Raw genomic sequence first — 23,229 nt, forward strand, 5'->3', positions numbered from 1 at the left:
GCCAATCGTAAATGGTCGGCTGTCGCGGTGTAAGCTATAGTTTCCCGTTAACGTAATGAGTGTTCAGACACAAATAGGTTTATATGTGATGATTGCCTCGATGATAGTAGATTTTTGTTTTTGTTATATGTTCAATTGCACTTATATACTTAGTTATGAGTTTATTTATTACAAAGTCGTGATGGTACTTATGAGGATCATAATTGAAATTACTATCATTACTCATGAGAGATATGCCAAAGTTGCAACCTCTCGGTACAGTAGAATCCCATTCATATAATTTATCTTCCTCAAATGGCTTAGACACATTGATTTCTATACGATCTTCATCATACGTCCATCCCCAATTATTTTCATTTTCATAATCAAATTGAAATTCATCTAAACTTAAGGATTTTCTAAGCAATTGGATAAAATCCACTAATGTAAAATCTGAATTAAAAGAAAGATGTTCATTTATTTCCATGGAATAACCCATCCTTTTAGGTCTGCTAAATTTATGGTTACATTATATCACGGAATAAAAATATTGAACTACGCTGCCCAATAGCCCGAAAAACCCACTTTTGCCTCCACGCAATCCTGCCCTTTAGCTTAATGATAAATCAACATCGAGTTTCAACAGAGCCAAAATCAAAAAAAGCCTTGCAGGGATGCTTGGTCAAGACCCCGTTTAGTGGACATTGGAAAAAGCCCTATGCAACAAGCTGGCGCCGGTATTCAACCGGTGTCAGCTTGTTTAGTTTTCGTTGAGCACGATCTTCATTGTAAAATTGGATAAATTCCTCGATTCGCCTTTGTGCCTCATCAATAGATCGTATATCATAGGGATAGAGTGCTTCGACTTTAAGATGAGAGAAGAAGCTTTCTATCGAGGCGTTGTCATAACAATTTCCTCGGCGTGACATGCTGATTTGGGCTCCAACCTGTGGCAGCATGTCGTGATAAGCATGAGACGTGTACTGGCTTCCTTGATCACTGTGAATGATCAATCCAGTCACGTCTTTATGTTTTTTGAATGCCTTCTTAAAGGTCTCTAGAACAAGTGGATTGTCGTTGTTCCTACTTATATGGTAGGCAATGATTTCGTTATTCCAGAGATCCTTAACGGCTGACAGATAGATTCTTTCATCCAATACCCGATACTGGGTTACGTCGGTTACCCATTTTAGATTGGGGGCGTCTGCATTGAAATTCCGTTGTAACAGATTCTCTGCGATTCGGCCATCCTCTACGGCTGCTTGCTGACTTGTACGGTGAACATATTTGCGGCGGATAACAGCCTGAATGCCCAGCTCCTGCATTAAACGCAATACCTTCTTGTGATTAACCACAAGGCCATGCTGGCGGTACAACTCATCCTGTACGCGTCGGTAGCCGACAGTCTTGTTACGCCGTTCGAATATGGCTGTAATTTGCAGTTTCAGATCTTCGTCAGGATCATGGTTGCTTCTTTTCAGATAGCTATAGTATCCACTACGACTGATGCCAAGGTATTGGCATAATCCTTTTATGCTTTGTCTGTTCTTCATTTGGTCGACAACGATGTGCTTACAGTATGCACCTCCTGATTCAAGATTTGTAACCACTTTTTTAGCACGTCTACCTCCAATTGTAGCCTACGGAGTTCGCGCTCTTGTTCGGTCTCCGTTCGTTTTGGATCTCCCCGACCATCCTTAAATGCGGTGTCTCCAACTTCCCGATACTTCCTCACCCATACCTTAATTCGATCTTTATCCTGAACTCCCAAATGAATAGCAATGGACCTCTGACTCCAGCCCTCCACCGTGTGAAGACGAATTGCCTCCATCTTAAGTGATTCAGGATAATGCTTAAACTTTTGCCCTTTCAAAGCCATAAAAAAACACCCCCTAGAATTTCATCGGTTTAACCCTAGGGTTTTTCCAATGTCTATTCTAAAGGGTGCACTTCAGCTTTCCCATACAAGGCTTGTTCGACGTTATCGAACTGTTAAGGTATTAAAGATATCCGATACTCCTCTCGTCTTCAACATACATATCTACGTATCAAATAATCAAATTGTGTGTGGTTATACTAACTTTAGCCTTAGGAGGCGATTAACTATGATAAGAGTGCTCAATGTGGATGGCCAAAAACTAACCCCATGTTTACTTCACCGGGCTTGGAGGGAAGTTAATCGAGCCCGTGCCGTCTGGATCGACGAGCAGACAATCCAATTACTTTACAACCCATTCTCATTTCGAGAGTATAGAAAAGCTGCATTAAAACGGGATCATTACACTTGTTTGTGGTGTGGACGTCCCGCAACGACTGTAGATCATATTGTCCCTTCAAGCAAAGGAGGCTCAGATCTTCCCCAAAATTTACTCGCTTCTTGCATTGAATGCAACACGAAACGAGGAAATAGTTCAGCGTTCTCCTATCTTTTAGAAAAAGCACTTTCCGTTCCGAATCCTTTAAAGCTCTGTTACCGCATCATTAAAGCTAAACATAACCATCGTCGAGCGAACTGATGTAAGTATTCTTCGCCGCCTTGAGGCGTTTTTTATTCTTTGCCTGTTTTCGAGGAATTTATTGTTTAGCAGATCGAGACCTACCTTTAAATTCAAGGTTTTGTTATTCTATAAATTTGGTTTTCAACAAAAAAACCGCCTCTTGAAAAAAGGCGGTTAATTGAACTATCGTTCCTCGTTAGCGTAGTCCGTTGTTCGGTTAATCATCAGCAATGAATACAAAATTCAGATCTTTTACTGGTATATACATGGTTTCAAACTCACTGCCACTTTTGCTACCTGTTTCCTCTCTCACAATTTCAATTTCTGCATAATTAAAATGGACTTGTGCTGCTTGTTCCTTCTTAATGCCGCCAGTTAAAAAGTTGACACCGTCACCGAATGATTTTAAAATTAAGAGCTTCCCTTCAAAATCTCCCTTACTTACACTCACCCACTCAAGATTAGTGAAGACTGCTAAAGATTCCTTGATCGGAAAGCACTCAATATGGCATTTTCCATGATATGAGGAAAGAGTAAATTCATACGCATGTACATCTTTTGGAGTCAATGTTATGCCGTATTTATAGGAAAAAGACTGATAAACCATCTCATAAAATAATGGGACTACAATGTCATCCCACGCATCGTAGGCAAATGCATTAACGTGAATTAAATAGGGGTACAAGCTAGTTAGCGCATTACTGAAATTAATGAGTATTTCAGGTCATCTTCAACTTCATGATTAAAAAGCTTCCTTTTCCTTCGATCGATCATTATGTCCTCCCGGTACATTAATAAACAAAAGAGGAGCTGCCGCGAAACAAGCCTCTCAACTATCGTTCACCGTTAGCTCAACACTGACTTATTTATTTGAGTGTTCCGCTGGTGAATAGAAGACCAGAGGAGTCTGTGCTGACTAGATTCTACCTAATGCTCTATCAGCTTCTATTTGAAGTTGTATCGTTTTAGTTCCCATGTATTTCTGTGCAGTCCCTAGAATCGCTCTATCGTTCCCAAGTATTTCCAACACCGTAATTGAAAAAGTGTTCTTTATGTGAGCATCTTCGTCATTAGATACTTCTTCAAAATATTTAAAAATACTTTTTAACAAATCGATGTTTCTTTCCTCACTTAATAGTTTAATTATTTCAGGCATGAAGATGTCCTCAATTATCACAGTTTCTAGCACCTCACCGTTATCCGCGATTGATTTTCTATACGCATCATCAGTTGACGGTAAGAAATCTAACATTATTCTCAAGAATTCTTCCGATTTTTTATTCATAACCACCAACTCCTTAAACAGTCTTATTGCATTCTCTAAATCATCTCTTAAAGCATTTATCACTTTAATAGTTCGATTATTAGGGTCGCCCTTTAGCTTAACGAGACTACCGAACATCGCCGCAGCAACCCCCGTATCGAGAACACCCTGATAGATGTAAAGGATTATTTCTTAACCTCAAAACTAGCTTTTATCTGTTCAACATCTTGTTCCAACAAGGTGTATTGTTCTTTATCTTTCTGGTTGTTGGGATCGTATTGCACGTCCGTTGGGGTGTCAAATGCATAAACTGCATCACCTAGCTCACCAATTTTAGAAATGTGAATAATTTTAGCTAATTCGATCCCTTTAGTTTCCCATTGATCCTTAGGCCAAACCTCAACTCTAAATAATTCGCCCTTTCCAACTTTTGTGGTAAATCTGAAGGCCATGATATCTTCATGCTTGAGTTCAACAACATCATAATTATTGCGCCATTTGGATGGTAACATAAGGATAAATTTATACTCCTCATTCTCATACTTAATACTTTTTGTGGTTGCAGTCGTATCTTTTGAACAAGCGCTTAAAATCTGGACTGAGATAAACAGTAACAATACTGCACGAACAAACTTTACCATTGATGATCCCTCCTTTACACTTGAAGAAAATGATTCCTCATTTTAAGAAAAGTCAGCCGATCCACTTAGACTGGCTGTCTATTCCTGTTGTTAGTGAGCTCTCCTTTCCCATTCAATTGAATCATTTTAATACGCCAGATTCATACGTAAACTGCTCCGGTATATGGGTGTCTTTAAAACACGCATTAAACAACCTTTATCAAAGTCTTCTTTGAAATGTTCTCTATTTTCTCGCATCCAAGCAGAACACTGCCACACTATATACTCTTTTTCAATTCGTATTATTGTTTTTTAACTTTATGTCCTTAAATTTTTCTTCATTAGCTTTATCGGTAAATTTTATCTGGTCAAAAGCAATAGTTTGTAGAGGCTTATCACCATCCAAAGTTACAATCTTCAGGATAATTCCAGCTTGGTTATCAAACCAAATAGTTAGCTTATTTCCTAGTTTCCCCTCTTTACGGTTTATAACTATAACTGTAGAATCACGATCAAGGAACTTTTCTCCGCCCTTTAACATCGTTTGACCACTATTAATGGCATCGTAAATAAACATTCCTGGATTCAGTAATTCGTTTACACCACCAATAGGTAGAAGTGTTCCATTATTTGCTGGGTTTAATTGAAGTATTTTAGCATCAGGTCCTTTAATTTGAACATTTGTTCCATCATTTATTGACTCCTCAAATCGACCCGGTGTTTTAGAATCAAATATGTGCTTCACGTAGAATCGGCTAGGCTCTTCGATAACAAGTTCAACTAGTTCCTTTTCTCCAGTAGCCTCAAATGTTATTACGATCTTTCCTTCTAAAGCTGAGTATCTATGATTCACATCCAGGAGTTTATTGATAATTGCTGAGATATCACTAACTTGTTCTTTTGTTTCACCAATTTGACCCGAATTATTGGGTTCAGTAGGAGTAGTCAATAAATTTAGATTTGACTCTTCTATTAAAGGTCCGTCTTGTGTAGCTGTACTATAATTCCTTACGTCGCAACCTACCACCATTAAAAAAATTACTATTGTGAGCAAAGACCATTTATGCTTCAATTGAACTTCCCTCCCCATATCACTATGTAACAATCTGATCTTCTCAGCATCCTCACTGTCCTTGAGTAGTGTCATTTATCCCCGCCCCATTCATTAAATTAGACAGAGAAATTCGTAAAAGGTTTCCTTTTACTGGGAAAAATGATTATTGTTTCAAATTTATGTCCAATAAAATAAGCTTTCTAGCGAATAATATAACCCAATTTACTGTAAACTGCCCCTAAGGCAATATGTTTAACATTTTGTATCCTGCCCGTTACTTGAATGAAAGCCAAAAAGAAGCCACCTCAAGGCAGCTCCACTTCCACTATCGTTTCCGTTAGTTCAATTCCAAAAATAAACAAAACAGGTATGATACTAGTTATAAAATACAGACAACTGCTTCAGAAGGTATCTCATTTGAAGAAATGGATGTTTGTCAGCGGTTGTTTTTTGATACTGGTAGGTATGCACTTTTCTAGATCGTGATCCATCATTGTAACAAATCGCTTATAGATACTTACTGTCCTCCAGTATAGGTATAGTCGATTACTGAGTTATTGATGGTGAGATTTGCTCGAAAAAAAAAGCTCCCCTGTGTATTTGCTGATGTATTCTGAATTAAAAATATCGAGTGCGACAAAAGGGTTGTGAAGACGAATACTCCATTGTGACAGGTTCCGCAGTTCCTTAGGTTTGAAATAGGGGGTGCCGTCTAGCCGAATAAAGCTCGTTTTACCACGGTTCTCGACGAGAGCAGCATCTCCGATAAATCCAAGGGCGGTATCGAATTTCGGTTCAATGACGATCTCGCCCTTGGTATTCATGTACCCATACTTCTTTTTGGGGCCAGGGATTGGCATGAGCCCGCTGTTGAAGCCTTGAGAAAGCAACATGATTGGCATATTTTCCAGGACGATGTCGCCATTCAGATCCATGAAAGAGAAATAATGCCGGTCTCCTTCTGACCGCACAGGGGCGAGTCCCTCGGAGAAGCCGCCGGCTATTGTGTAGCCCTTCGGCGCCTCCATCCGCGTACCGTCTGTCCGCCAAAGAAACGAAGGCATCCCCTTCTGTTGTACGACTGCGAAACCGTTGCACACCTGTCTAATTGCTGAAAAAACCGGGTCTAACGCAAACGATCCGTTCCGGTCCAGCAGACCATACTGACCATTAACTGTGACGATTGCATGCCCTTCAACGAAGCAGTTAAGAAATGGTTTCTCTTCGAATACATTCTCATATTTCTGTAGAACTTGACCGCTGTGATCTATGAGCAGGCTATTTTGTTCCGTGCTGACTAGTGCGACTCCTTCTGAGAAGAAACCGATTCGGTCGAAGGACGGCCTAATTACTTCGGCACCTTCTTCGTCGATAAATCCCCATCGGTTGTCACGCTTGAACGCGGCTAACCCATCAGTGAAATATTGGACTTGTTGAAAAACAGGAAGAATAGCGACCTCCCCGAGTGAATCGAAAAAACCAGAAAGCCCTTTGGATTGAAACGGCGTCAAGCCACTTTTATCGTTTGGCCCGTAAACAGGTGTGTCTTTTGAGCTTCTGAAAAGCTTGTCCGAAGGAGGGTTAGGTGAACTAAGTGGCGGTTCGTGAAGCACCTCTATTTCACTATCATCATCCTCAATGTCTCCCACAGCATAATCATAAGAAAGCCATGACATCTCTGGGAAACCCATTGCAAGCTTGAAGCGCTCAACATCCGCTCGATTGAGGGAATTCGCTATTTCCAGCAACTCTTGGGCAGTGAAACCGAAAGAATTGAATAATTTCGGTGGGATCTTTTGCAAGTTCCCATCGATTTCTTCGTAGGATATATCAAACTTATGGTAAGTTTGGCCGTCTTGATAGACAGTAAATCCCCAACCGTGATCCTCGAAATTATAGAAGGCGAGCAGTGGGAAGGACAGAGAGCATACCAGGTGAAATTGTTCAACATAAGGAATTGAAATTTGCTCGCGATAAAAAAAGACTGCCCAATTACTATTCAACACTTGAATGATACAGTTCATATCCAATTGACGTCGAAGACGTAAAATGTCCGAAACATGCCCAATTTTTAACAAAGTGCCTTGCGTAAATTCACTCATAAGAGGGTCTTCCCCTTCCTCGTCATTCAACTATCGTTCCTCGTTAGCTTAAGTAACCGTGACATTTAAAGTTATAGTTGGGATTTTTCATAACCTCTTCTTTCTGAAGTTCATACATGGCTATTTTATAGTTTATTTCTTCCAAGTGTTTTAGACTTTCGTCAATTTTCTTCTGCACTTCCAATTTATGCTGCATCAACATTTCTTCTCTTTGCAAGAAGGTAGGACTTCCTAATTCATAAAGTTCCTTGTAATCCTTGATTTTTGAAAGAGGCATTCCTGTCTCTTTGAGACAACGAATAAAAGAAATCCAGTCTATTTGTTGTTTGTTATAAACTCTACGGCCTTTTTCGTCACGAGATATATTTGGTAATATCCCTTGCTCTTCATAAAATCTAAGTGTCTTTGCAGATACATTTAAATTCTCCACTACATATGTCATTGAATACAACATCTACTTGTCCCACCTTTAGTTACAGTTACTGTAACTAAATATATATCATATGGAGAATGATAAGACAACTATTCTATTTGTAATCATATAAAAATAAATCCTTTACTTACTGTAACGGTAACCAATTACACTGAAATAGAAAAGAAAATATGATAGCGAGGTTAAAGAAATGAATCAAAAATACAGTAGGTTATTTGAATCCTTCACATTCAGAAGTGGAATAACAATAAAGAATAGTATCGTTATGGCACCTATGACAACCTGGTCAAGTAATGACGATCTTACCATTTCGGATGACGAAGTAAAGTATTACAAACAAAGAGTGAACGGGGTAGGACTCGTAATTACAGGGTGTACTCATGTTACACCTAATGGGCAGGGTTTTACGAATGAATTCGCTGGGTACAATGATGAATTTACTCCAAGTTTACGAAAATTAGCTGAGGCAGCGAAAAGTGGAGGCTCTCCTGCGATCCTACAGATTTTCCATGCTGGCAATAAAGCCTTGCCTGGATTGGATGCAGTTAGTGCGAGTGCATTGCAATCTGAGGCTACTGCTCTTGGCCCAACTGTAGAAACAAGAGAGCTATCACATGAGGAAATCCTGTCGATTATACATGCTTTTGGAGACACAACGAGAAGAGCGATTGAAGCAGGATTTGATGGCATCGAAATTCATGGGGCTCATGGATTTTTAATTCAAAACTTCTGGTCGCCAGCGACAAATCAACGGACGGACCAATGGGGAGGATCACTTGAAAATCGCTTGCGTTTTCCATTGGCGATTATTGAAGAAATCAAAAATGTCATTGAAAAACATGCTACAAAACCATTCATTTTAGGATTCCGATTTTCCCCTGAAGAGTCCTCCAAAGTGGACGGATTACGCATGAAAGATACGTATGAATTAATTGATATCCTTGTTGAACAAGATTTAGATTATATACATGCTTCATTAGATAATGTGTCTTCAAAGCCAGTAGATAGTCAAGATGAAAAAACACGGCTTGAATTGATTCTTGAAAGAGCAAACGGTAAGGTACCTGTGATGGCTGCTGGTTCCATAATAACACCGGATGATGCTCTTAAAGCTGTGGAATTAGGATTGCCGCTAGTCGCCATTGGGCATGCGTTAATTATGGATCCTAATTGGGTTGAAAAGGTCGCAAATGGACGTGAAGCCGAGGTAGATTCTGAGTTGAACGTTTTAAAACTCGACCAGCTTAATATTCCAGAAAAACTTTGGAATGTAATTCAAGCCATGCCGGGTTGGTTTAATATTAGTAACTAAAAAGTAGTCCTAAAGGCTACTCAGATTGACGAGAACCCCAAGTCTTTTATGAGACTTCGGGTTTCTTTTGCTAACTCTAAGGTGCTCCGTCCATCCGTAGTTCGGTAGGGCAATTCTTGCTGCTGCGGACACACATACCGCGTGTATTTCGATCTTGAAGGTCTTTGCAAATTAGGGGCGTTAAATAACCTGAATCTAAGGCTACTGCTCCAGAATACTGTTGCGTTAATCTGCCCGTCCACACATGCAGCGCAAGCGCCGCACCACAGATGATGAATGTAGGTTTCCTTATCGGTCTTTCTTACAGCGGCTAAGACTTAATTTCCATGGGAGCTTAATGCCGCGGTGGCAGTCTAATACTTTATTTTCTCAGTCTACAACTATATTAACCTAGTTAACACTTTATTTTTCAGTCAAATACTTTATTTTCATTGAACATCTGTTGTTACTTCCCCTTCATGCCCTAGTGAAAATAGCCGTTTGCCACCACGCTCTACTGCCCGTTAGCTTAGAAAACAAAAGCGGCTGCCGAAGCAACCGCTATTTCACTAACGTTCTCAGTTAGCGGAATGACTTAAATTTATTCCAATATCTCAATAATTTTTTTAGCATTTAATAAGCATTCACACTTATTTAATTTTCGCGAAGGATCCAAATGTCGAAGCATAGATTCAATATAACCAGCTATTTGCTCAGGATCCCTAGACCCGCTATAGTGAATGCATTTTAGTATTTCATAACTTTCGATACCGTAGATCTTTAAATCAAATGGATCCCATGCTGCAATGATTTTATGTATTTTGTCTCCTAGAGAATTAATAACATTTCCTCCTCTACGTAACATTTTACAAATAATATCTGTCTACAGGTCTCATTTGACTACCATTATACTTTGTATTTTGGAAAGTAGTGGATTATCAATATGCTCTCACCGAAAAAAAACGTAATCTACTATCCGGACGAAGTAATAAAATAGTTGACCGTGTTTGATATTCTTTTCAATAAGTATGTAAAAAGACGCTGCCTTGATCATAGGCAACGTCTTTATAATGTCTATTCCACCGCTTTTGGTATGAAGCTACTCCTTTTCTCCCTGATTCAGCCGCTCGAGCAATGAATCAAGAGACTCAACCGTAAGTCCGCCTCCGCTGAATGCAACTAAACCTCGAAGCGGCAAATATTTCAGGAACGCGGTCATCAGCTCGGACATCCCTTCCCCTTCTCCGTTAGAAGAGCCGAATGGCGAATGCTTTAGCAAATCCGTTACGATCGTAGCGGCTCGCGGGTTCTCCATCAGATCGCCAACAGTCGAATTACGAGTATACGTCTTCGCTATCGATACCGTCGAATTCACTCGAATGGTCCTCTTAAGAACGATCTCCGCTGAAGACTTTCCGACCAGAATTTCGAACTCACCTGTCTCAACATGCCAATCGTTCATTTCCACATCGAAATATGCAAAGGATCTCTTGTCAAGCATAAAGGTGACGGTTTTCGCTTCTCCAGGCTCCAGCGCTACTTTGACGAATCCCTTCAGCTCCTTCTCCGGGCGAGACACGCTGCTGCGCACATCCCGCACATACAGTTGCACGATCTCTTTGCCAACTCTGCTGCCGGTATTCTTTATATTGACTGAGACGTGCACCGAATCGCTGTCGTTCATCGTATCTTTGTCCACCACAAGTCCGCCGTATTCGAAAGTTGTATAACTAAGCCCATGACCGAATGGGAACAGTGGCCGTAGCTTTTTCTTGTCATAATAGCGGTAACCGACGTAAATCCCTTCCTTATATTCCACAAGGTCTCCATCACCCGGGAAATTTAAATAAGATGGATTGTCGCTCAACTGAACAGGGAACGTCTCGGCCAGCTTGCCGCAAGGATTGGCATCACCGAACAGTATATCGGCAATCGCACCGCCTAGCGCTTGGCCGCCTAAATAAGCCTCGAGCACAGCCTTTACATTGCCAATCCAAGGCATTTCCACCGGGGCCCCATTGCTAAGCACAATTACTATCTGTTTTTTCGCCGCGGTCACCGCTTCAATCAGCTCCGATTGATTGAGCGGGAGGTTCATATGCTCGCGGTCAAATCCTTCCGATTCATATCGATCAGGCAAACCGACGAAGAGAATAACAACCGATGCATCTTCTGCGAGCTTGAGCGCTTCCTTCAAAAGCTGTGGATCCGTTTGGTCTCCGTTCAAATCATAGCCCTGGGCGTACTCAATCTCCGTGCCGCTTCCCGCCGATTTGGCAAGCTCCTCGCTGATATCCTCAAGCTTGGTCGGCTTGATATGCGAGCTGCCTCCGCCTTGATATCTCGGCTGCTTGGCAAGTTGCCCGATGACGGCAATTTTACCTGACTTCGGCAATGGCAAGATGCCGTCCTCGTTTTTGAGCAGCACCATGCTTTCACGCGCGACTTCTCGTGCCAGCTGATGATGGGCCTCCGGATCATAGGAAGCCTCTGGCTTCTTGCTGTCGACCGCCTTGAAGACGATGCTCAGTATCCGTTCAACAGCCGCGTCCAGCTTATTCTCGGACAACTTGCCGTTTTTCACCGCTTCGACGATTTTACGGTCACCCGCGCCTCCAGAAGACGGCATTTCCAGCTCAAGTCCTGCCGCCAAACCGTCTGTACGCTCGTTCACTGCGCCCCAGTCGGAAACGACAAAGCCCTCATGTCCCCACTCGTCCTTCAATATTTCTGTAAGTAGACGCTCATTTTCCCCACAGTACTCGCCGTTAAGCTGGTTATAGGCGCACATGACCGTCCACGGTTGCCCCTTTTTTACCGCTCCTTCGAAACTAGCCAAATAAATCTCCCGCAGTGTACGCTCATCCACAACCGCATTAGTCGTCATCCGGCGGTGTTCCTGATTATTAACCGCGAAATGCTTCAACGATGTGCCGACGCCTTGACTCTGTACCCCTTGGATATGTGCGGCTGCCATTTCGGAAGACAAGTAGGGATCTTCCGAGAAGTATTCGAAATTGCGCCCGCACAGCGGCGATCTCTTGATATTGGCGCCTGGTCCTAGCAGAATTGCGACATCTTCAGCCTGGCACTCTTCCCCAAGCGCGATTCCGACCTTGCCAATCAGCTCGAGGTCCCACGAAGACGCAAGACCCGCAGCTGACGGGAAACATGTTGCCGGCACGCTATCGAAGAAGCCGAGGTTATCGGCGGATGCTCTTTGTTTTCGCAGTCCATGTGGCCCATCCGTCATCATGACGGATGGGATGGCGAGCCGCTCAATCCCTTTCGTTTGCCAAAAGTCAAGTCCCGAGCAGAGAGATGCTTTCTCTTCCAAAGTCATTTGTGAAATCAATTCTTGAATATTTCTTTTCATGGTTATCCTCCTAATGTAATGTAATCAACCTTTAACAGCACCAATGGTCATACCTTTAACGAAGTATTTCTGGAAGAACGGATATGCGATCAGAACCGGGATCACGGCAATAACCGCAATCGCCATACGAAATGTTTCGCTAGGCAGCTGCGCAATGCTCTCCCCAGCTTGCGAGCCGATCTCGCTGTTACTAGCCAAGAACTGGATGTCGCTCATAATCCGGTTGAGTACGTTCTGTAGACTGAACAATTTGGGGTTGGTCACATAAATTAATCCGTTATTCCAGTCGTTCCAGTAAGCCAATCCTTGAAACAAGCCGACGGTGGCCAGAATCGGCAGCGAAAGTGGCAGCACAATTTTGTAATACATTTTAAATTCGCTTGCACCGTCTATGCTGGCCGATTCCAATACCGGAACCGGAACTGTCGTCATAAAGAACGTTCGCATGAGAAGCACGTTAAAGCCATTCATTAAAAGTCCCGGAATAATCAAAGCCCACAGCGTATTCTTGATATGGAATAATTGTGTATAAATCAAGTAGGTTGGAACAAGGCCGCCATTGAACAACAAAGTGAAAAACAGCAGAAAGGCGAAGAATGTTCCGCCCGGCAAATCGCGGCGCGATAAAGGATAAGCGAGCAGCGATGTGATTAATAGACTTATCGTTGTCCCTATTATGGTTATGAGAATTGTAATCCCGTAAGCGTTAAAAACGAGCGAAGATTGCTGCCACAAATATTCGTATGCGGTTAAACTGAACTGTTTTGGAAACAAAGAATACCCATTCTGCAGGATTGTCTTTTCGTCTGTTATGGACGACATTGTCAAAAGAACAAACGGAAGCAGGCAACTGATTGAAAACAAGATCATCACAAGATGTGCGGCCCACTGCCAAACACGATTTTCATTATTCATGTATATCCCCCTTAGAACAGCGCATTTTCTTTGTTGACTTTTCGAACCACATAGTTGGAGACGATAACCAGCACGAATCCGACTATCGATTGGTAGAAGCCAGCGGCTGATGACATGCCTATGTTACCAAGCTGCAATAGACCGCGGAACACATACGTATCGATGACGTTCGTAGTACTGAAGAGGGCTCCTGCATTCATCGGGACTTGATAGAACAGGCCGAAGTCGGAGTAGAAAATGCGCCCGATCGCCAGGAGCGTCAGCATGATGATTACGGGAGTGATCAGCGGTATTGTAATCGTGCGGATTTGCTGCCACTTGGATGCCCCGTCCAGCTTCGCCGCTTCGTAATATTCCGGATCAATGCCGATAATTGCAGCCAGGTAAATGATACATGCGTACCCTGCGCCCTTCCAAGTATGAACCAAGGTCAGAATGACCGGCCAGTATTTCGGCTCGTTGTACCAAGAAATCGGCTCGATGCCCAGCGCCGGCAGGATCGTCTTATTCATGAATCCGGTCTCGATGCTCAGCATCGAAAATGCGAGATAACTGACCAATACCATCGAAATCAGAAATGGTAGAATGATAATGCTTTGATACAGACGGGACGCAAACTTGCTCTTGATTTCGTTCAGCAGAATGGCGAAGCCAACCGCAACGACGAGGCCGATCACAATGAAAGCTGCGTTATAAAGAATCGTATTGCGGGTAATCAAGTAAGCGTCAGATGTTTGGAACAGAAACTTGAAATTCTGAAAACCAACCCAATCGGACCCCCATATTCCTTTAGCGAAATTGATGTCCTTGAAAGCAATCGTGAGACCGAACATTGGTAAATAATTATTGATGATCAAGTATGCAATTCCTGGAAGCATCATTAGATAGAGCGGGCTGTATTTCCAAATTCTCTTCCTGGCATTGCTATGCGTACGTTTTGTCATTCCGAAAGTTCCCCTTTCCATTATCGCGGTGTATGGTATCTTGCTGTACTCTCATAGTAATGAAATTCCGTTCGTCCCACTACCGTTTCTACGACTTCTAGTTTGCACTTTGCCGACTAGCCTTCCACCTCTAATTCAAAAAATTGTCCCTGTCAACAGGCAAAGTTGACAGGGACAATACAGTAATCATTTTTTTATCGCATTCAGTTCTTTGTTAATGACTGCCAACAATTCCGGGACAATATTAAATTGCACCAGTTGGGACATTTTCTGAATGGACATAACCCCTCTCATCACCTCAAAGAACGGATTATTGGCCATATCTCCAAAGTATTTAAGATATACCGCTTTCGTTTCTTCATTGCTATAGAGGTCTTCAATCGTGTCAAATGTAGAATAGTATCCGTCTTTTAATTCGATGGGCTCAGCATTGGATAGATCAAATTTTTCGAACCAGTTGACGACATATTTTGCTTTTTCCGGTTTAACATGGATATAACTAGGGTCAATTTCCGCTGCATGATGAAGCACAATCTCATCCGTATGGATGACGCCAAATTCATCCGCAGCTTCGACTTTTACATAATTCTCCCCTGCGATCAATGGTACATCCTTTATGATTTTCATCGGTGCGCCGCTCTTAATTTCGGTAAGAAGGGTATGATTTAAATAAACTTTAACATCGTGCAAATTAGACAGGATCACAATATCATTGAGCTCTTGGTGCCTATTCACAAATCGTCGGCCGGCTAAATGAACGAAAGGAACCTTAGACCAGTTAGCTTTATAAAGATAAAAGGCGTCCTTCTTGAGTTTCCGGTCAATGGTAACAAGTCCCTTCAAGTTCTTTCCTGTTTCACCGCCTTCATTTCTGTTTGCGCTGCCGAAATCAAACATGTTCCATACATAACCGCCTAATACAAACGATCGCTTATCGAAGGTTTCCAGGGCATTGTGATGGAATAAAAGCTGGTATTCCTCCGTATAATCTTGAACCCCAGGCCTATAAGAATGGTACTTGGGATTCGTATCCACCCCGTATTCGGATACGATTATTGGAATTTGAGGTTGAACTTGATGAAACTCATCTAGGCGTACTTGCAAGTCTTTGATTTCACCATAATACCAGCCGTAGTATAAATTGTATCCGATCAGGTCAGTAAAGCTATTTATTATACTGTCATTCTCAACACCGTTAATATTGGCTTGAACAGTTAAGCGGCTAGGGTCTAATTGTTTGGCCAAAGCTTCCAGTTTTTTGATGGTTGTATAAGTTTGCTCCGTTTCTACGGCAATCGTAATCTCGTTTTGTATACCCCAACAATAGATAGAGGAGTGATTGTAAGCCTGTTTAATGAGCTTTTCCAGCTGTTCTTCCGCATTGCGGTTTTCCGGATCTTGGGTGGAAGGAATGCTGATAAACGGAATCTCGGCCCATACCAGTAAACCGTGACGGTCGCACAAGCTGTAAAAATAGTCATCATGCTGGTAATGGGCAAGACGAAGGCTGTTCGCTCCGATTTCCCGGATCAAGGCCATATCTTCATCCATATGCTTTTTCGTAATGGCATTACCCACACCAGCGAAGTCCTGATGTCGGCATACGCCGTTAATCTTGACTGGTTTGCCATTCAAGAGCAAGCCTTGCTCCGTTGTCGCTTCAACCGTCCTAAATCCTAACGTGATTTGCCGAGAATCGCAGACTTGTCCCTCGATGACCACGGATACCTCTACCGTATACAGATAGGGTTGATCTAAGCCGTCCCAAAGAATCGGATTTACGATTTCACTTCTTATCCTGAATTTTGCTTCATTTCCAAGAGCAAGTTCTGAACTTTCCTCCATGACTGTTTTTCCAAATTCATCCTTAAGCTGTATCTGAAGGATTCCTTCTTTGGAAATTGAGGATTCATTCACGATTTGACCATGTACGGCCAATTCAAACGTTTCTGGTGCGATTTTCCGTTGCGTCAAATAGACACCATCCCGTCCATTGTCCATGACGTCAAAGTGGATATCGTCCATAACAAGAAGTTTCACTTCCCTGTACAATCCGCCATAGAAGGTAAAATCGGCCATTAGGGGGAACACTGAGTTGTCGTAGCTGTTGTCAACCATAATGGCGATAAGATTTTCTCCCTCCTTCAAGTATGGGGTTAAAGGGACTCTAAACATGGCATATCCGCACCGGCTGTCCCCGACCAAGCTGCCGTTGACATAAACATGACCCATATTCCCGGCGGCGCCGATTTCCAGATAGATGCGTTTTGTCAAATCCTCTTGGGTAATATCCAAAATCCGCTGATACCAGCATTGCCCCCGGTAGTACTGTTCGCTACCACCCTGACCGTCGGTATCGTTCCAGGAATGAGGCAGTGTGACAGACTGGCCGTCTTGTATGGACTCAAGTATGTAGGCGGGATTATTATTTTTCGTGAATGTCCATTGATCGTTTAATGGCATGATATTTAGCATCTATATATACCCCTTTTCGGTGTCGATTGAAATGACAGAATCCCTGTCAAAAAATTCCCCGACCAACTGAGATGTTGATCGGGGCAAATGAATTGGAGCCGAAATGAATTATTTACTGCTTTTCGCCCATTCGTCGAGCTGTTTTTGTTTCTCTGTGATAATTTTATCAATTCCGGCGGATTTCAGCTTGGAGATAAACTCTGGCAAGACTTTCTCCGGATCGACGCTTCCCGTCTCAAGCGGAAGCTTATACTGCGTAACCACGTTGGTTACCGCGGCATATTCAGCCTTAACCGGATTTGCGTCGAACGTAAAGCCGAGCGCCTTGGATTTCAACGCCGATTTGTTGAATTGGTCCATTTTCTCCCATATTTTCGGATCGTCTCCTTTAAATACATAGGAGAGGAATTGATTTCCAAACAACCATCCCGTATTCGGGTTGTATCCGGAGGATTTAGTGTCAACGCCTTGAGGATAGTCGATAACATCACCCGATTTGACATAGTGTTTCCCTTCCACACCCCAATCGAACAGGTTGACGATATCTTTGTCTGAATACATAAGGTTCAGGAAATCCATCGCTTTTTCCGGTGTCTTGGAGTTAATTGGTATCCCCCACATGACACCTGTGACGTTAGTAGTTGTAGAAACAGGCTGAAGCAAGTTTGCCGTGACCACAGGCACACCGCTGCTCTTCGATTCTTGCTGCTCAAACCCTGGCTTCATATTGGAGAAATAGGCAAAACCGCGGTTCGACTTGATCAAATCAAACTGAGAAGTTTTATTAGTTGCGGCGTCTTTCAGAATCAAGCCAGATGTATACCAGTTTCTCATCTTTTTGGTAAACTGAGCATATTCCTCCGTTTCGTACAAATTGACTACTTTGAGATTATTGTCAAAATTCGGAAGAACACCAAGTGAATCCCCAAGCATGTCAAACGTACGGTACGAATCGAGTATCGTTCTACCGATATTGCCTGGAATCAATGGCGTCACATTTGGCTCTTTCTCCTTGATCGTTTTCAATGTGGCCTCTACATCGTCTAGCGTACGAATTTTACTAACATCGATTTGATACTTGTCGACCAAATCCTTCCGCATTGTCAGACCATTATACGCGGCAAAGTCGCGGATGGTAGGAATAGCGTAGATTGATCCAGCAATTTTGGCTGCATTGAGATAGGACGAATCCATCGCTTTTGCAATCCCTTGGCCGTGCTGTTCGAGAAGTTTGCTAAGCGCAACAATTTGACCTTTTGAAACATAGCTGCTGTAGTTGTTGCCTCCTACATACATTAAATCCAGCTTTTCGCTGCTGCTCAGCATCAGGTTAATTTGCTGATCCCAGTTCCCAAAGCTGATCGGCGTCAACTTCACAGTAGCATTGATCTTCTTCTGTGCGATTTGATTAATGGAATCCTGCACCAAGGACAAATCCTTAGGCACTGCACCGAAAATCGGGAAAGCAACAGTCAGTTCCGTCGGTTTTTCCTCCGGCTTAACTTCTTTATCCCCGGCTGGTGCCGCTCCTCCGCTATTGCCGCCGCACGCGGATAGTAAGAGCATTGACCCGATGATGAGTGCGCTTGCCAACATGAATCTTTTCTTCATGGTACTCCCCCATTTACAATTTGGCGTTTGCCTACTGAGACTGTTTGCGATACTCGGAAATCTTCAGCAAGCATATCTTTATTTTACTTTTACTGCAGATTCGGCTCTGCTCCGCTCACGACTTTTCGCTGTGCATTTGCCGACTACCTTTCACTTTGAACTGGTTGATGAAGTTGGCGGTATTCAATCGGATTCAGGTCGGTATGCTTCTTGAACATCCGGGAGAAATGGGAGAAATTCGCATACCCGATATGCGATGCCACGGCGCTGATCTGCATATCGGTTTTCGCGAGCAGTTCCTGGGCAAGCTTGAGCCGTTCGTGAAACAGATAATCCGATACGGCCATGCCCGTTTCCTTTTTAAAGATCCGCGTCAAATAGTCCGGATTCAAAAACACGTGATTCGCGATCTCTTCCCTCGACAAGTCTTCTGCAATATGCTGCTTAATATAACTAATAACTCTTTGGACAACACTGAAGGATTGTTCAACTGTATTCACATACTCCATCGCTTTGCTTACAACGTGGTTCATCCATGCGATCAGATCGGTTACTGAGCGGGTCGCGTTTGCGGAAAACTCCAGCGAGATGGTATCGCTAAACAATTGGTGAGCTTGAATACCTTTCATCTGGAGCATATAATACATCGCTTGCTGAAAATCCTGGTAAAATTGGCGGAGCAGGTTTGCATCCAAGCCATTCTGCCGCAACAACAGCTCTAAAAAAGAGGTTGCTTCTTCCAATACTTTAGCGAACTCCCCCTCCTTCAGCATAATCGACCATGTGCTCATGTCGGGGAGCTGTCTACTAACAGGTTGTAATTGATCCCCGGAAAGCAGGAAAATCTTATTGTTATAGGCCACGTTGTTTTTCTCATTTTCACCAAGTCGTTTTACCATCCCAAACATTTCGTGACCGTGTACTTTTTCACCAATATAACAGGAAAGATCGCAGTAAAAATACTTCCTGCAGGCGTCAATGTAACGTTCGCAAGATTGTTTCAACAACAGCTCGATGTCGGAATAACTTTCGGCAGATATGATAGCTAGTAATCTTCCGCTGTTTAACGTTATTATTTGTCCGTTTTTTTTGTTCCCCAGAATGATTTCCTCAGCCGTATTTGTTAGCGCATATTCCAATATCTTCTCTTCGCGCATCGTCACATGCTTGTGCCATCTCTGCACGCTAATTAGTACCGGGACAAATGTCATTTTATCGGCATAAGGAATGTTGCGATCCGCCGCGGCTCGACTTACCGACTCCGCTCTGGGCGGTATCGTCTGGTTGATGATATCCAGCCAGAACCGCTCAATCAGCATTGGTTGATGTTGGAACCAGAATTGGCCATATTGGCGGAATTCAACTAATTCCGAATCTTTATTGATTTTCTCAACCGCTTTGAGGATCGTTTTTTCCAACTCCTCATAAGGAATCGGCTTGAGAATGTAGTCCAGACTCCCTAACTGGAGAGCTTGTTGGGCATATTTGAAATCAGCATGACAGGTCAAGAAAATCATCGCCGTCCTCGGATATCGTTCCATAACCCATTCCGCCAGTTCCAGTCCCGATACTTGCGGCATCTCGATATCGCAGAGCATAATATCGATTCGCTCATTTTCGAACAGCTCTTTCGCTTGTTTTACGGTAAAAGCCGAGAATACTGAGGTTATACCAATCTTCTGCCAATCGACTCCCGACCGGACTCCTTCAACAGCATGAATTTCATCGTCTACAATCAATAATTGAAGCATACTAGGAATCCCCTTTCCTATCTTTCCGATTGATATGGAAGCTTGATTTCTATAACAGCGCCGCTAGGGAAACCATTGTAACAGGATATGGCCGCATGCTCTCCATATAACAGTTGCAATCGCTTACGAACATTCCAAATACCAATATGCTCGCCTTGTTCGTCGACCACGCGGTTTCCAGAACGAATCTCGGCTAATACATCCTCCGAAAATCCTTTGCCAGTATCGCGAATGACGATTTCGATATAGGGCTCCAGTCCGGTTTCCATCAAATCGATGGCAACGGAAATATGCACGGATTCGTCCAGCGTGACACTGTGCTTGATGGAATTTTCCAAAAAGGTTTGAATCACCAGGGGGGGGATCGGAATATTTTCCAGGAAATCGGGTGAATCAATCGTACAAGTTAAGCTGTTTGGAAACCGGAGCTCCTGAATCCGAATATAGTTTCGGACATGCTGCAATTCTTCCCGCAACATAACAAACGTCAAATTACTTCGAAACATGAATCTGAAATACTGGACAAGACATAACGTCATTTCCTGAATTAATTCGTAGTTTTTCACTTGAGCCAGATTAAACAGGATGTTCAAAGAATTCATGAAAAAATGCGGGTTAATCTGCAGCTGCAAGTGCTGAAGCTCCGCTTTGTGCTTACTAAGCTGTTCTTCGTACACATTGATTTTCAACTCTTCGATTTGCGACATCATGCGGTTAAAGGTTTGGTTGACCAAAAGAAATTCATCAGAAGCCGGATAAGACTCGATTCGAACATTCACGTTTCCATTATTGATCCTTCTCATAACTGCAATCATCCGTTTAAGCGGAACGAGCAGAATGTGGCGGAGAAAAAAAAGACTTATCGGTATAAGCACAATGGAGGCAAGTGAAATCACCTCTATGATACGCGTCAGACTAGGCAAATTTTGTAAAATTTGTTTGTCCGGAATAACCGCTACCAGGTTAAAGTCACCTTTTTGCGAGGGCTCCCCGACAATAAGCAAGTTATTCTTGCTTCCCGATATATAAAACTGCTGAAAGCTTTTCGAGAAATCAATGTTTTCATCAACCAATGGATTGGTGCTAACCATCAACTCCCCTTGATTTGTTACAAAAAGAGCGCTCCCTTCGTTGCCCAAATTAATTAGATTCAACGGTATGAGCAGCGTCTTAGCGTTGACCCATGCCCCGATATAGAGATCACCCGATTGAATGACGCGCAGCATGTAATAGTCTTGTCCGATTTTCTGAACGAACCAGCTGCCGCGAATCTCCGCGAGGTTAGGATGTTCGCTCAGCAAACGTTGTAAATATTGCTCAACCTGATCCCTCTCCGGAAATGTAACCGATGCTTTGAAAACGTCCAACAAATCCTGTCTTGACTGTGAATACACATAAAAAGCATCGACCGATTTGTAAAGAACAATATCGCTTGATAGTTTAACTGAAACGCTATGCTTGGCCAGCTGATATTCGTCCTCTGAATTAGGAGTATTCATCGAACGGATATCATAATCCGAAGTTACTAAGCTGAGCAAATTTCGATCCGCATCTTGCAGTTGGGTATCAATTTGCCCCTCATACAAAGAGATTAAATTTTTAATTGACGACGCCACCTGATTGTGTACGACATGAATGCTGTAGAAATTATTGTAGATCAGCAGCGTGATGAGAGGAACTGTCACAATGAGCAGCCCGGCTACCAGCTTGAACCGAATGGAATTCCAAGATATATGCGGAAGCCGCAGTCCCATCCAATGTCTCTCCCTTCTGGAAATCTAAAAGGACTGCCAAGATTCCTCTCAGCAGTCCGACTTTATTCATTAGTATGCCATCATAATCATATGGGATTCCTAGATATATTCGCTACTGTTTTGACGACATATCCCTATGCATATAACGACTTTAGCCGTCTTTCGCTTCTATGATTAATACCACATATCATAGTAAACTGCCCTTTCATTAAAAAAAACACCACTGCCTTCAAAACTTTATTGTCTACTTCAAAACTTATTTGTTTTGTAACCCGATAATTGATTGATGTTGTTGTTGGGTGACAAATAAAGTTTTGAAGTGGTTGTGGTGTTCAAAAAACTAAAAAACAATTAAGTTTTGAAGTACCTCTGACACAAATAAAAGCAGACAGTTCATTCAACGGTTCTGGTGCAAGGATTTAAAAAAGTTCGCAGTTACCTGACAAACTATACTTTGTCTATGCCACTAAACCAAATATCTTATTTAGCCATTCAACAGCAGTGAGGACAGTCGAATTATCATCGGCCTGCCCTTTCCTTATCATATGTAAAGCCTCAATTCCCTTTAACGTCTGATCCGCTGTAAGAAACGATTTGAAACCAAGCATTGGTTTTGTGATTTTCTTTATGAACCGGTGATCTTGCTCCACAATATTGTTTAGATACTTTGTCTGTCTAATCAAGGTTTCTTTTGCTAAGGATTTCTCATTTATTAATTCTTGTATGGCAGGTGGATAGGCTGGATTTTTATCCAAAGTGATTACACGTGGGATTTGAGTATGTGGAGAGGACAAAGCCTTTGTAAAGAAGCGCTTAGCTGCCTGCATATCCCGATTTTCAGATAACATAAAATCAATGGTTTTCCCAATAGAATCAACGGCTCTGTATAAATACTTCCACTGACCTTTAACTTTGATGTAGGTTTCGTCAGTCCTCCACGAGTCGTTTGTAGGCTTCAAAAAAGGGCGGATTCGTTTGTCGATTTCGGGTCCAAATTCATGCACCCATCTCATGATCGTCGTATGGGAAATCCTTCGATCACTCATCATTTCAACTATATCTCGATAGCTTAAACTATATTTCAAATACCATCTCACCGTTAGTAAAATGATTGCAGATTCATATTGCTTCCATTTAAATATATCCAATTTCGTTTCCAAAG

19 protein-coding genes are annotated in these 23,229 nt (G+C 42.4%); 2 read left to right on the plus strand and 17 right to left on the minus strand.

The window, feature by feature from the left end; translation table 11 throughout:
* Window positions 1-79 precede the first annotated feature (79 nt).
* The 3 genes from QFZ81_RS26195 to QFZ81_RS26205 all read right to left on the minus strand — a co-directional run bounded on the left by QFZ81_RS26195 (window position 80) and on the right by QFZ81_RS26205 (window position 1,858).
* Entirely contained in the window at window positions 80-466 is a 387-nt protein-coding gene (locus QFZ81_RS26195) for a hypothetical protein (protein ID WP_307605351.1), read from the minus strand.
* 229 nt (window positions 467-695) lie between these two features.
* Window positions 696-1,532, minus strand: coding sequence for an IS3 family transposase (locus QFZ81_RS26200; protein ID WP_307434634.1), 837 nt, complete (start codon window positions 1,530-1,532; stop codon window positions 696-698).
* The gene (locus QFZ81_RS26205) at window positions 1,529-1,858 is read right to left on the minus strand and encodes a helix-turn-helix domain-containing protein (protein WP_307434631.1); all 330 of its coding nucleotides are present in this window, start codon (window positions 1,856-1,858) and stop codon (window positions 1,529-1,531) included. The genes QFZ81_RS26200 and QFZ81_RS26205 overlap by 4 nt, the downstream gene beginning before the upstream one ends.
* 226 nt (window positions 1,859-2,084) lie before the next feature.
* Between QFZ81_RS26205 and QFZ81_RS26210 the strand changes: the two genes are divergently transcribed.
* Window positions 2,085-2,495, plus strand: a complete 411-nt coding sequence (locus tag QFZ81_RS26210) for an HNH endonuclease (RefSeq protein WP_307605352.1) — start codon at window positions 2,085-2,087, stop codon at window positions 2,493-2,495.
* 199 nt (window positions 2,496-2,694) lie between these two features.
* On the opposite strand, the gene QFZ81_RS26215 is transcribed toward QFZ81_RS26210, so the two are convergent.
* From QFZ81_RS26215 to QFZ81_RS26240, 6 genes are all read right to left on the minus strand, one after another.
* Entirely contained in the window at window positions 2,695-3,162 is a 468-nt protein-coding gene (locus tag QFZ81_RS26215) for a hypothetical protein (RefSeq protein ID WP_307605353.1), read from the minus strand.
* Window positions 3,163-3,393: 231 nt separating this feature from the next.
* Window positions 3,394-3,762 (minus strand): DUF7674 family protein, encoded by a 369-nt coding sequence (locus tag QFZ81_RS26220; protein ID WP_307605354.1) that lies wholly within the window; start codon window positions 3,760-3,762, stop codon window positions 3,394-3,396.
* A gap of 164 nt (window positions 3,763-3,926) precedes the next feature.
* A complete protein-coding gene (locus QFZ81_RS26225; protein WP_307605355.1) occupies window positions 3,927-4,382 on the minus strand; it encodes a methyltransferase in 456 nt (151 codons plus the stop codon).
* A 271-nt stretch (window positions 4,383-4,653) separates the two neighbouring features.
* Complete coding sequence (locus QFZ81_RS26230) at window positions 4,654-5,433, minus strand: hypothetical protein (protein ID WP_307605356.1); 780 nt, start codon at window positions 5,431-5,433, stop codon at window positions 4,654-4,656.
* Between the two features lie 536 nt (window positions 5,434-5,969).
* A complete protein-coding gene (locus QFZ81_RS26235) occupies window positions 5,970-7,517 on the minus strand; it encodes a WG repeat-containing protein (protein ID WP_307440836.1) in 1,548 nt (515 codons plus the stop codon).
* A 43-nt stretch (window positions 7,518-7,560) separates the two neighbouring features.
* Complete coding sequence (locus QFZ81_RS26240; protein ID WP_307440055.1) at window positions 7,561-7,971, minus strand: MerR family transcriptional regulator; 411 nt, start codon at window positions 7,969-7,971, stop codon at window positions 7,561-7,563.
* 169 nt (window positions 7,972-8,140) lie between these two features.
* On the opposite strand from QFZ81_RS26240, the gene QFZ81_RS26245 reads away from it, so the two are divergent.
* Window positions 8,141-9,262, plus strand: a complete 1,122-nt coding sequence (locus tag QFZ81_RS26245) for an NADH-dependent flavin oxidoreductase (RefSeq protein ID WP_307440054.1) — start codon at window positions 8,141-8,143, stop codon at window positions 9,260-9,262.
* A gap of 1,078 nt (window positions 9,263-10,340) precedes the next feature.
* Here QFZ81_RS26245 and QFZ81_RS26250 read toward each other — a convergent pair.
* The 8 genes from QFZ81_RS26250 to QFZ81_RS26285 all read right to left on the minus strand — a co-directional run bounded on the left by QFZ81_RS26250 (window position 10,341) and on the right by QFZ81_RS26285 (window position 23,227).
* A complete protein-coding gene (locus QFZ81_RS26250; RefSeq protein WP_307605357.1) occupies window positions 10,341-12,617 on the minus strand; it encodes a beta-glucosidase in 2,277 nt (758 codons plus the stop codon).
* Between the two features lie 24 nt (window positions 12,618-12,641).
* The gene (locus QFZ81_RS26255) at window positions 12,642-13,532 is read right to left on the minus strand and encodes a carbohydrate ABC transporter permease (protein ID WP_307605358.1); all 891 of its coding nucleotides are present in this window, start codon (window positions 13,530-13,532) and stop codon (window positions 12,642-12,644) included.
* An 11-nt stretch (window positions 13,533-13,543) separates the two neighbouring features.
* Entirely contained in the window at window positions 13,544-14,476 is a 933-nt protein-coding gene (locus QFZ81_RS26260) for an ABC transporter permease (protein ID WP_047677910.1), read from the minus strand.
* A gap of 186 nt (window positions 14,477-14,662) precedes the next feature.
* Window positions 14,663-16,951, minus strand: a complete 2,289-nt coding sequence (locus QFZ81_RS26265; RefSeq protein WP_307605359.1) for a glycoside hydrolase family 2 protein — start codon at window positions 16,949-16,951, stop codon at window positions 14,663-14,665.
* A 108-nt stretch (window positions 16,952-17,059) separates the two neighbouring features.
* Window positions 17,060-18,562 (minus strand): ABC transporter substrate-binding protein, encoded by a 1,503-nt coding sequence (locus tag QFZ81_RS26270; RefSeq protein ID WP_307605360.1) that lies wholly within the window; start codon window positions 18,560-18,562, stop codon window positions 17,060-17,062.
* A gap of 143 nt (window positions 18,563-18,705) precedes the next feature.
* Window positions 18,706-20,313, minus strand: coding sequence for a response regulator (locus tag QFZ81_RS26275; RefSeq protein WP_307440039.1), 1,608 nt, complete (start codon window positions 20,311-20,313; stop codon window positions 18,706-18,708).
* A 17-nt stretch (window positions 20,314-20,330) separates the two neighbouring features.
* Window positions 20,331-22,067, minus strand: a complete 1,737-nt coding sequence (locus tag QFZ81_RS26280) for a sensor histidine kinase (RefSeq protein ID WP_307440037.1) — start codon at window positions 22,065-22,067, stop codon at window positions 20,331-20,333.
* A gap of 458 nt (window positions 22,068-22,525) precedes the next feature.
* Window positions 22,526-23,227 carry an IS6 family transposase gene (locus QFZ81_RS26285; protein WP_373463720.1) on the minus strand — a complete coding sequence of 234 codons (702 nt, stop codon included), beginning with the start codon at window positions 23,225-23,227 and terminating at the stop codon, window positions 22,526-22,528.
* Window positions 23,228-23,229: the final 2 nt, after the last annotated feature.

Origin of the sequence: Paenibacillus sp. V4I9, assembly GCF_030817295.1 — a bacterium.
Lineage (GTDB): Bacteria > Bacillota > Bacilli > Paenibacillales > NBRC-103111 > Paenibacillus_E.

Excerpts from the sequence above, each read along its gene's own strand:
- QFZ81_RS26275 (WP_307440039.1), bottom strand. The coding sequence starts at position 20,313 with ATGCTTCAATTATTGATTGTAGACGATGAAATTCATGCTGTTGAAGGA.
- QFZ81_RS26265 (WP_307605359.1), bottom strand. The coding sequence starts at position 16,951 with ATGCTAAATATCATGCCATTAAACGATCAATGGACATTCACGAAAAAT.
- QFZ81_RS26270 (WP_307605360.1), bottom strand. The coding sequence starts at position 18,562 with ATGAAGAAAAGATTCATGTTGGCAAGCGCACTCATCATCGGGTCAATG.
- QFZ81_RS26250 (WP_307605357.1), bottom strand. The coding sequence starts at position 12,617 with ATGAAAAGAAATATTCAAGAATTGATTTCACAAATGACTTTGGAAGAG.
- QFZ81_RS26260 (WP_047677910.1), bottom strand. The coding sequence starts at position 14,476 with ATGACAAAACGTACGCATAGCAATGCCAGGAAGAGAATTTGGAAATAC.
- QFZ81_RS26280 (WP_307440037.1), bottom strand. The coding sequence starts at position 22,067 with ATGGGACTGCGGCTTCCGCATATATCTTGGAATTCCATTCGGTTCAAG.
- QFZ81_RS26200 (WP_307434634.1), bottom strand. The coding sequence starts at position 1,532 with ATGAAGAACAGACAAAGCATAAAAGGATTATGCCAATACCTTGGCATC.
- QFZ81_RS26205 (WP_307434631.1), bottom strand. The coding sequence starts at position 1,858 with ATGGCTTTGAAAGGGCAAAAGTTTAAGCATTATCCTGAATCACTTAAG.
- QFZ81_RS26235 (WP_307440836.1), bottom strand. The coding sequence starts at position 7,517 with ATGAGTGAATTTACGCAAGGCACTTTGTTAAAAATTGGGCATGTTTCG.
- QFZ81_RS26220 (WP_307605354.1), bottom strand. The coding sequence starts at position 3,762 with ATGAATAAAAAATCGGAAGAATTCTTGAGAATAATGTTAGATTTCTTA.
- QFZ81_RS26255 (WP_307605358.1), bottom strand. The coding sequence starts at position 13,532 with ATGAATAATGAAAATCGTGTTTGGCAGTGGGCCGCACATCTTGTGATG.
- QFZ81_RS26240 (WP_307440055.1), bottom strand. The coding sequence starts at position 7,971 with ATGTTGTATTCAATGACATATGTAGTGGAGAATTTAAATGTATCTGCA.
- QFZ81_RS26195 (WP_307605351.1), bottom strand. The coding sequence starts at position 466 with ATGGAAATAAATGAACATCTTTCTTTTAATTCAGATTTTACATTAGTG.
- QFZ81_RS26225 (WP_307605355.1), bottom strand. The coding sequence starts at position 4,382 with ATGGTAAAGTTTGTTCGTGCAGTATTGTTACTGTTTATCTCAGTCCAG.
- QFZ81_RS26210 (WP_307605352.1), top strand. The coding sequence starts at position 2,085 with ATGATAAGAGTGCTCAATGTGGATGGCCAAAAACTAACCCCATGTTTA.
- QFZ81_RS26245 (WP_307440054.1), top strand. The coding sequence starts at position 8,141 with ATGAATCAAAAATACAGTAGGTTATTTGAATCCTTCACATTCAGAAGT.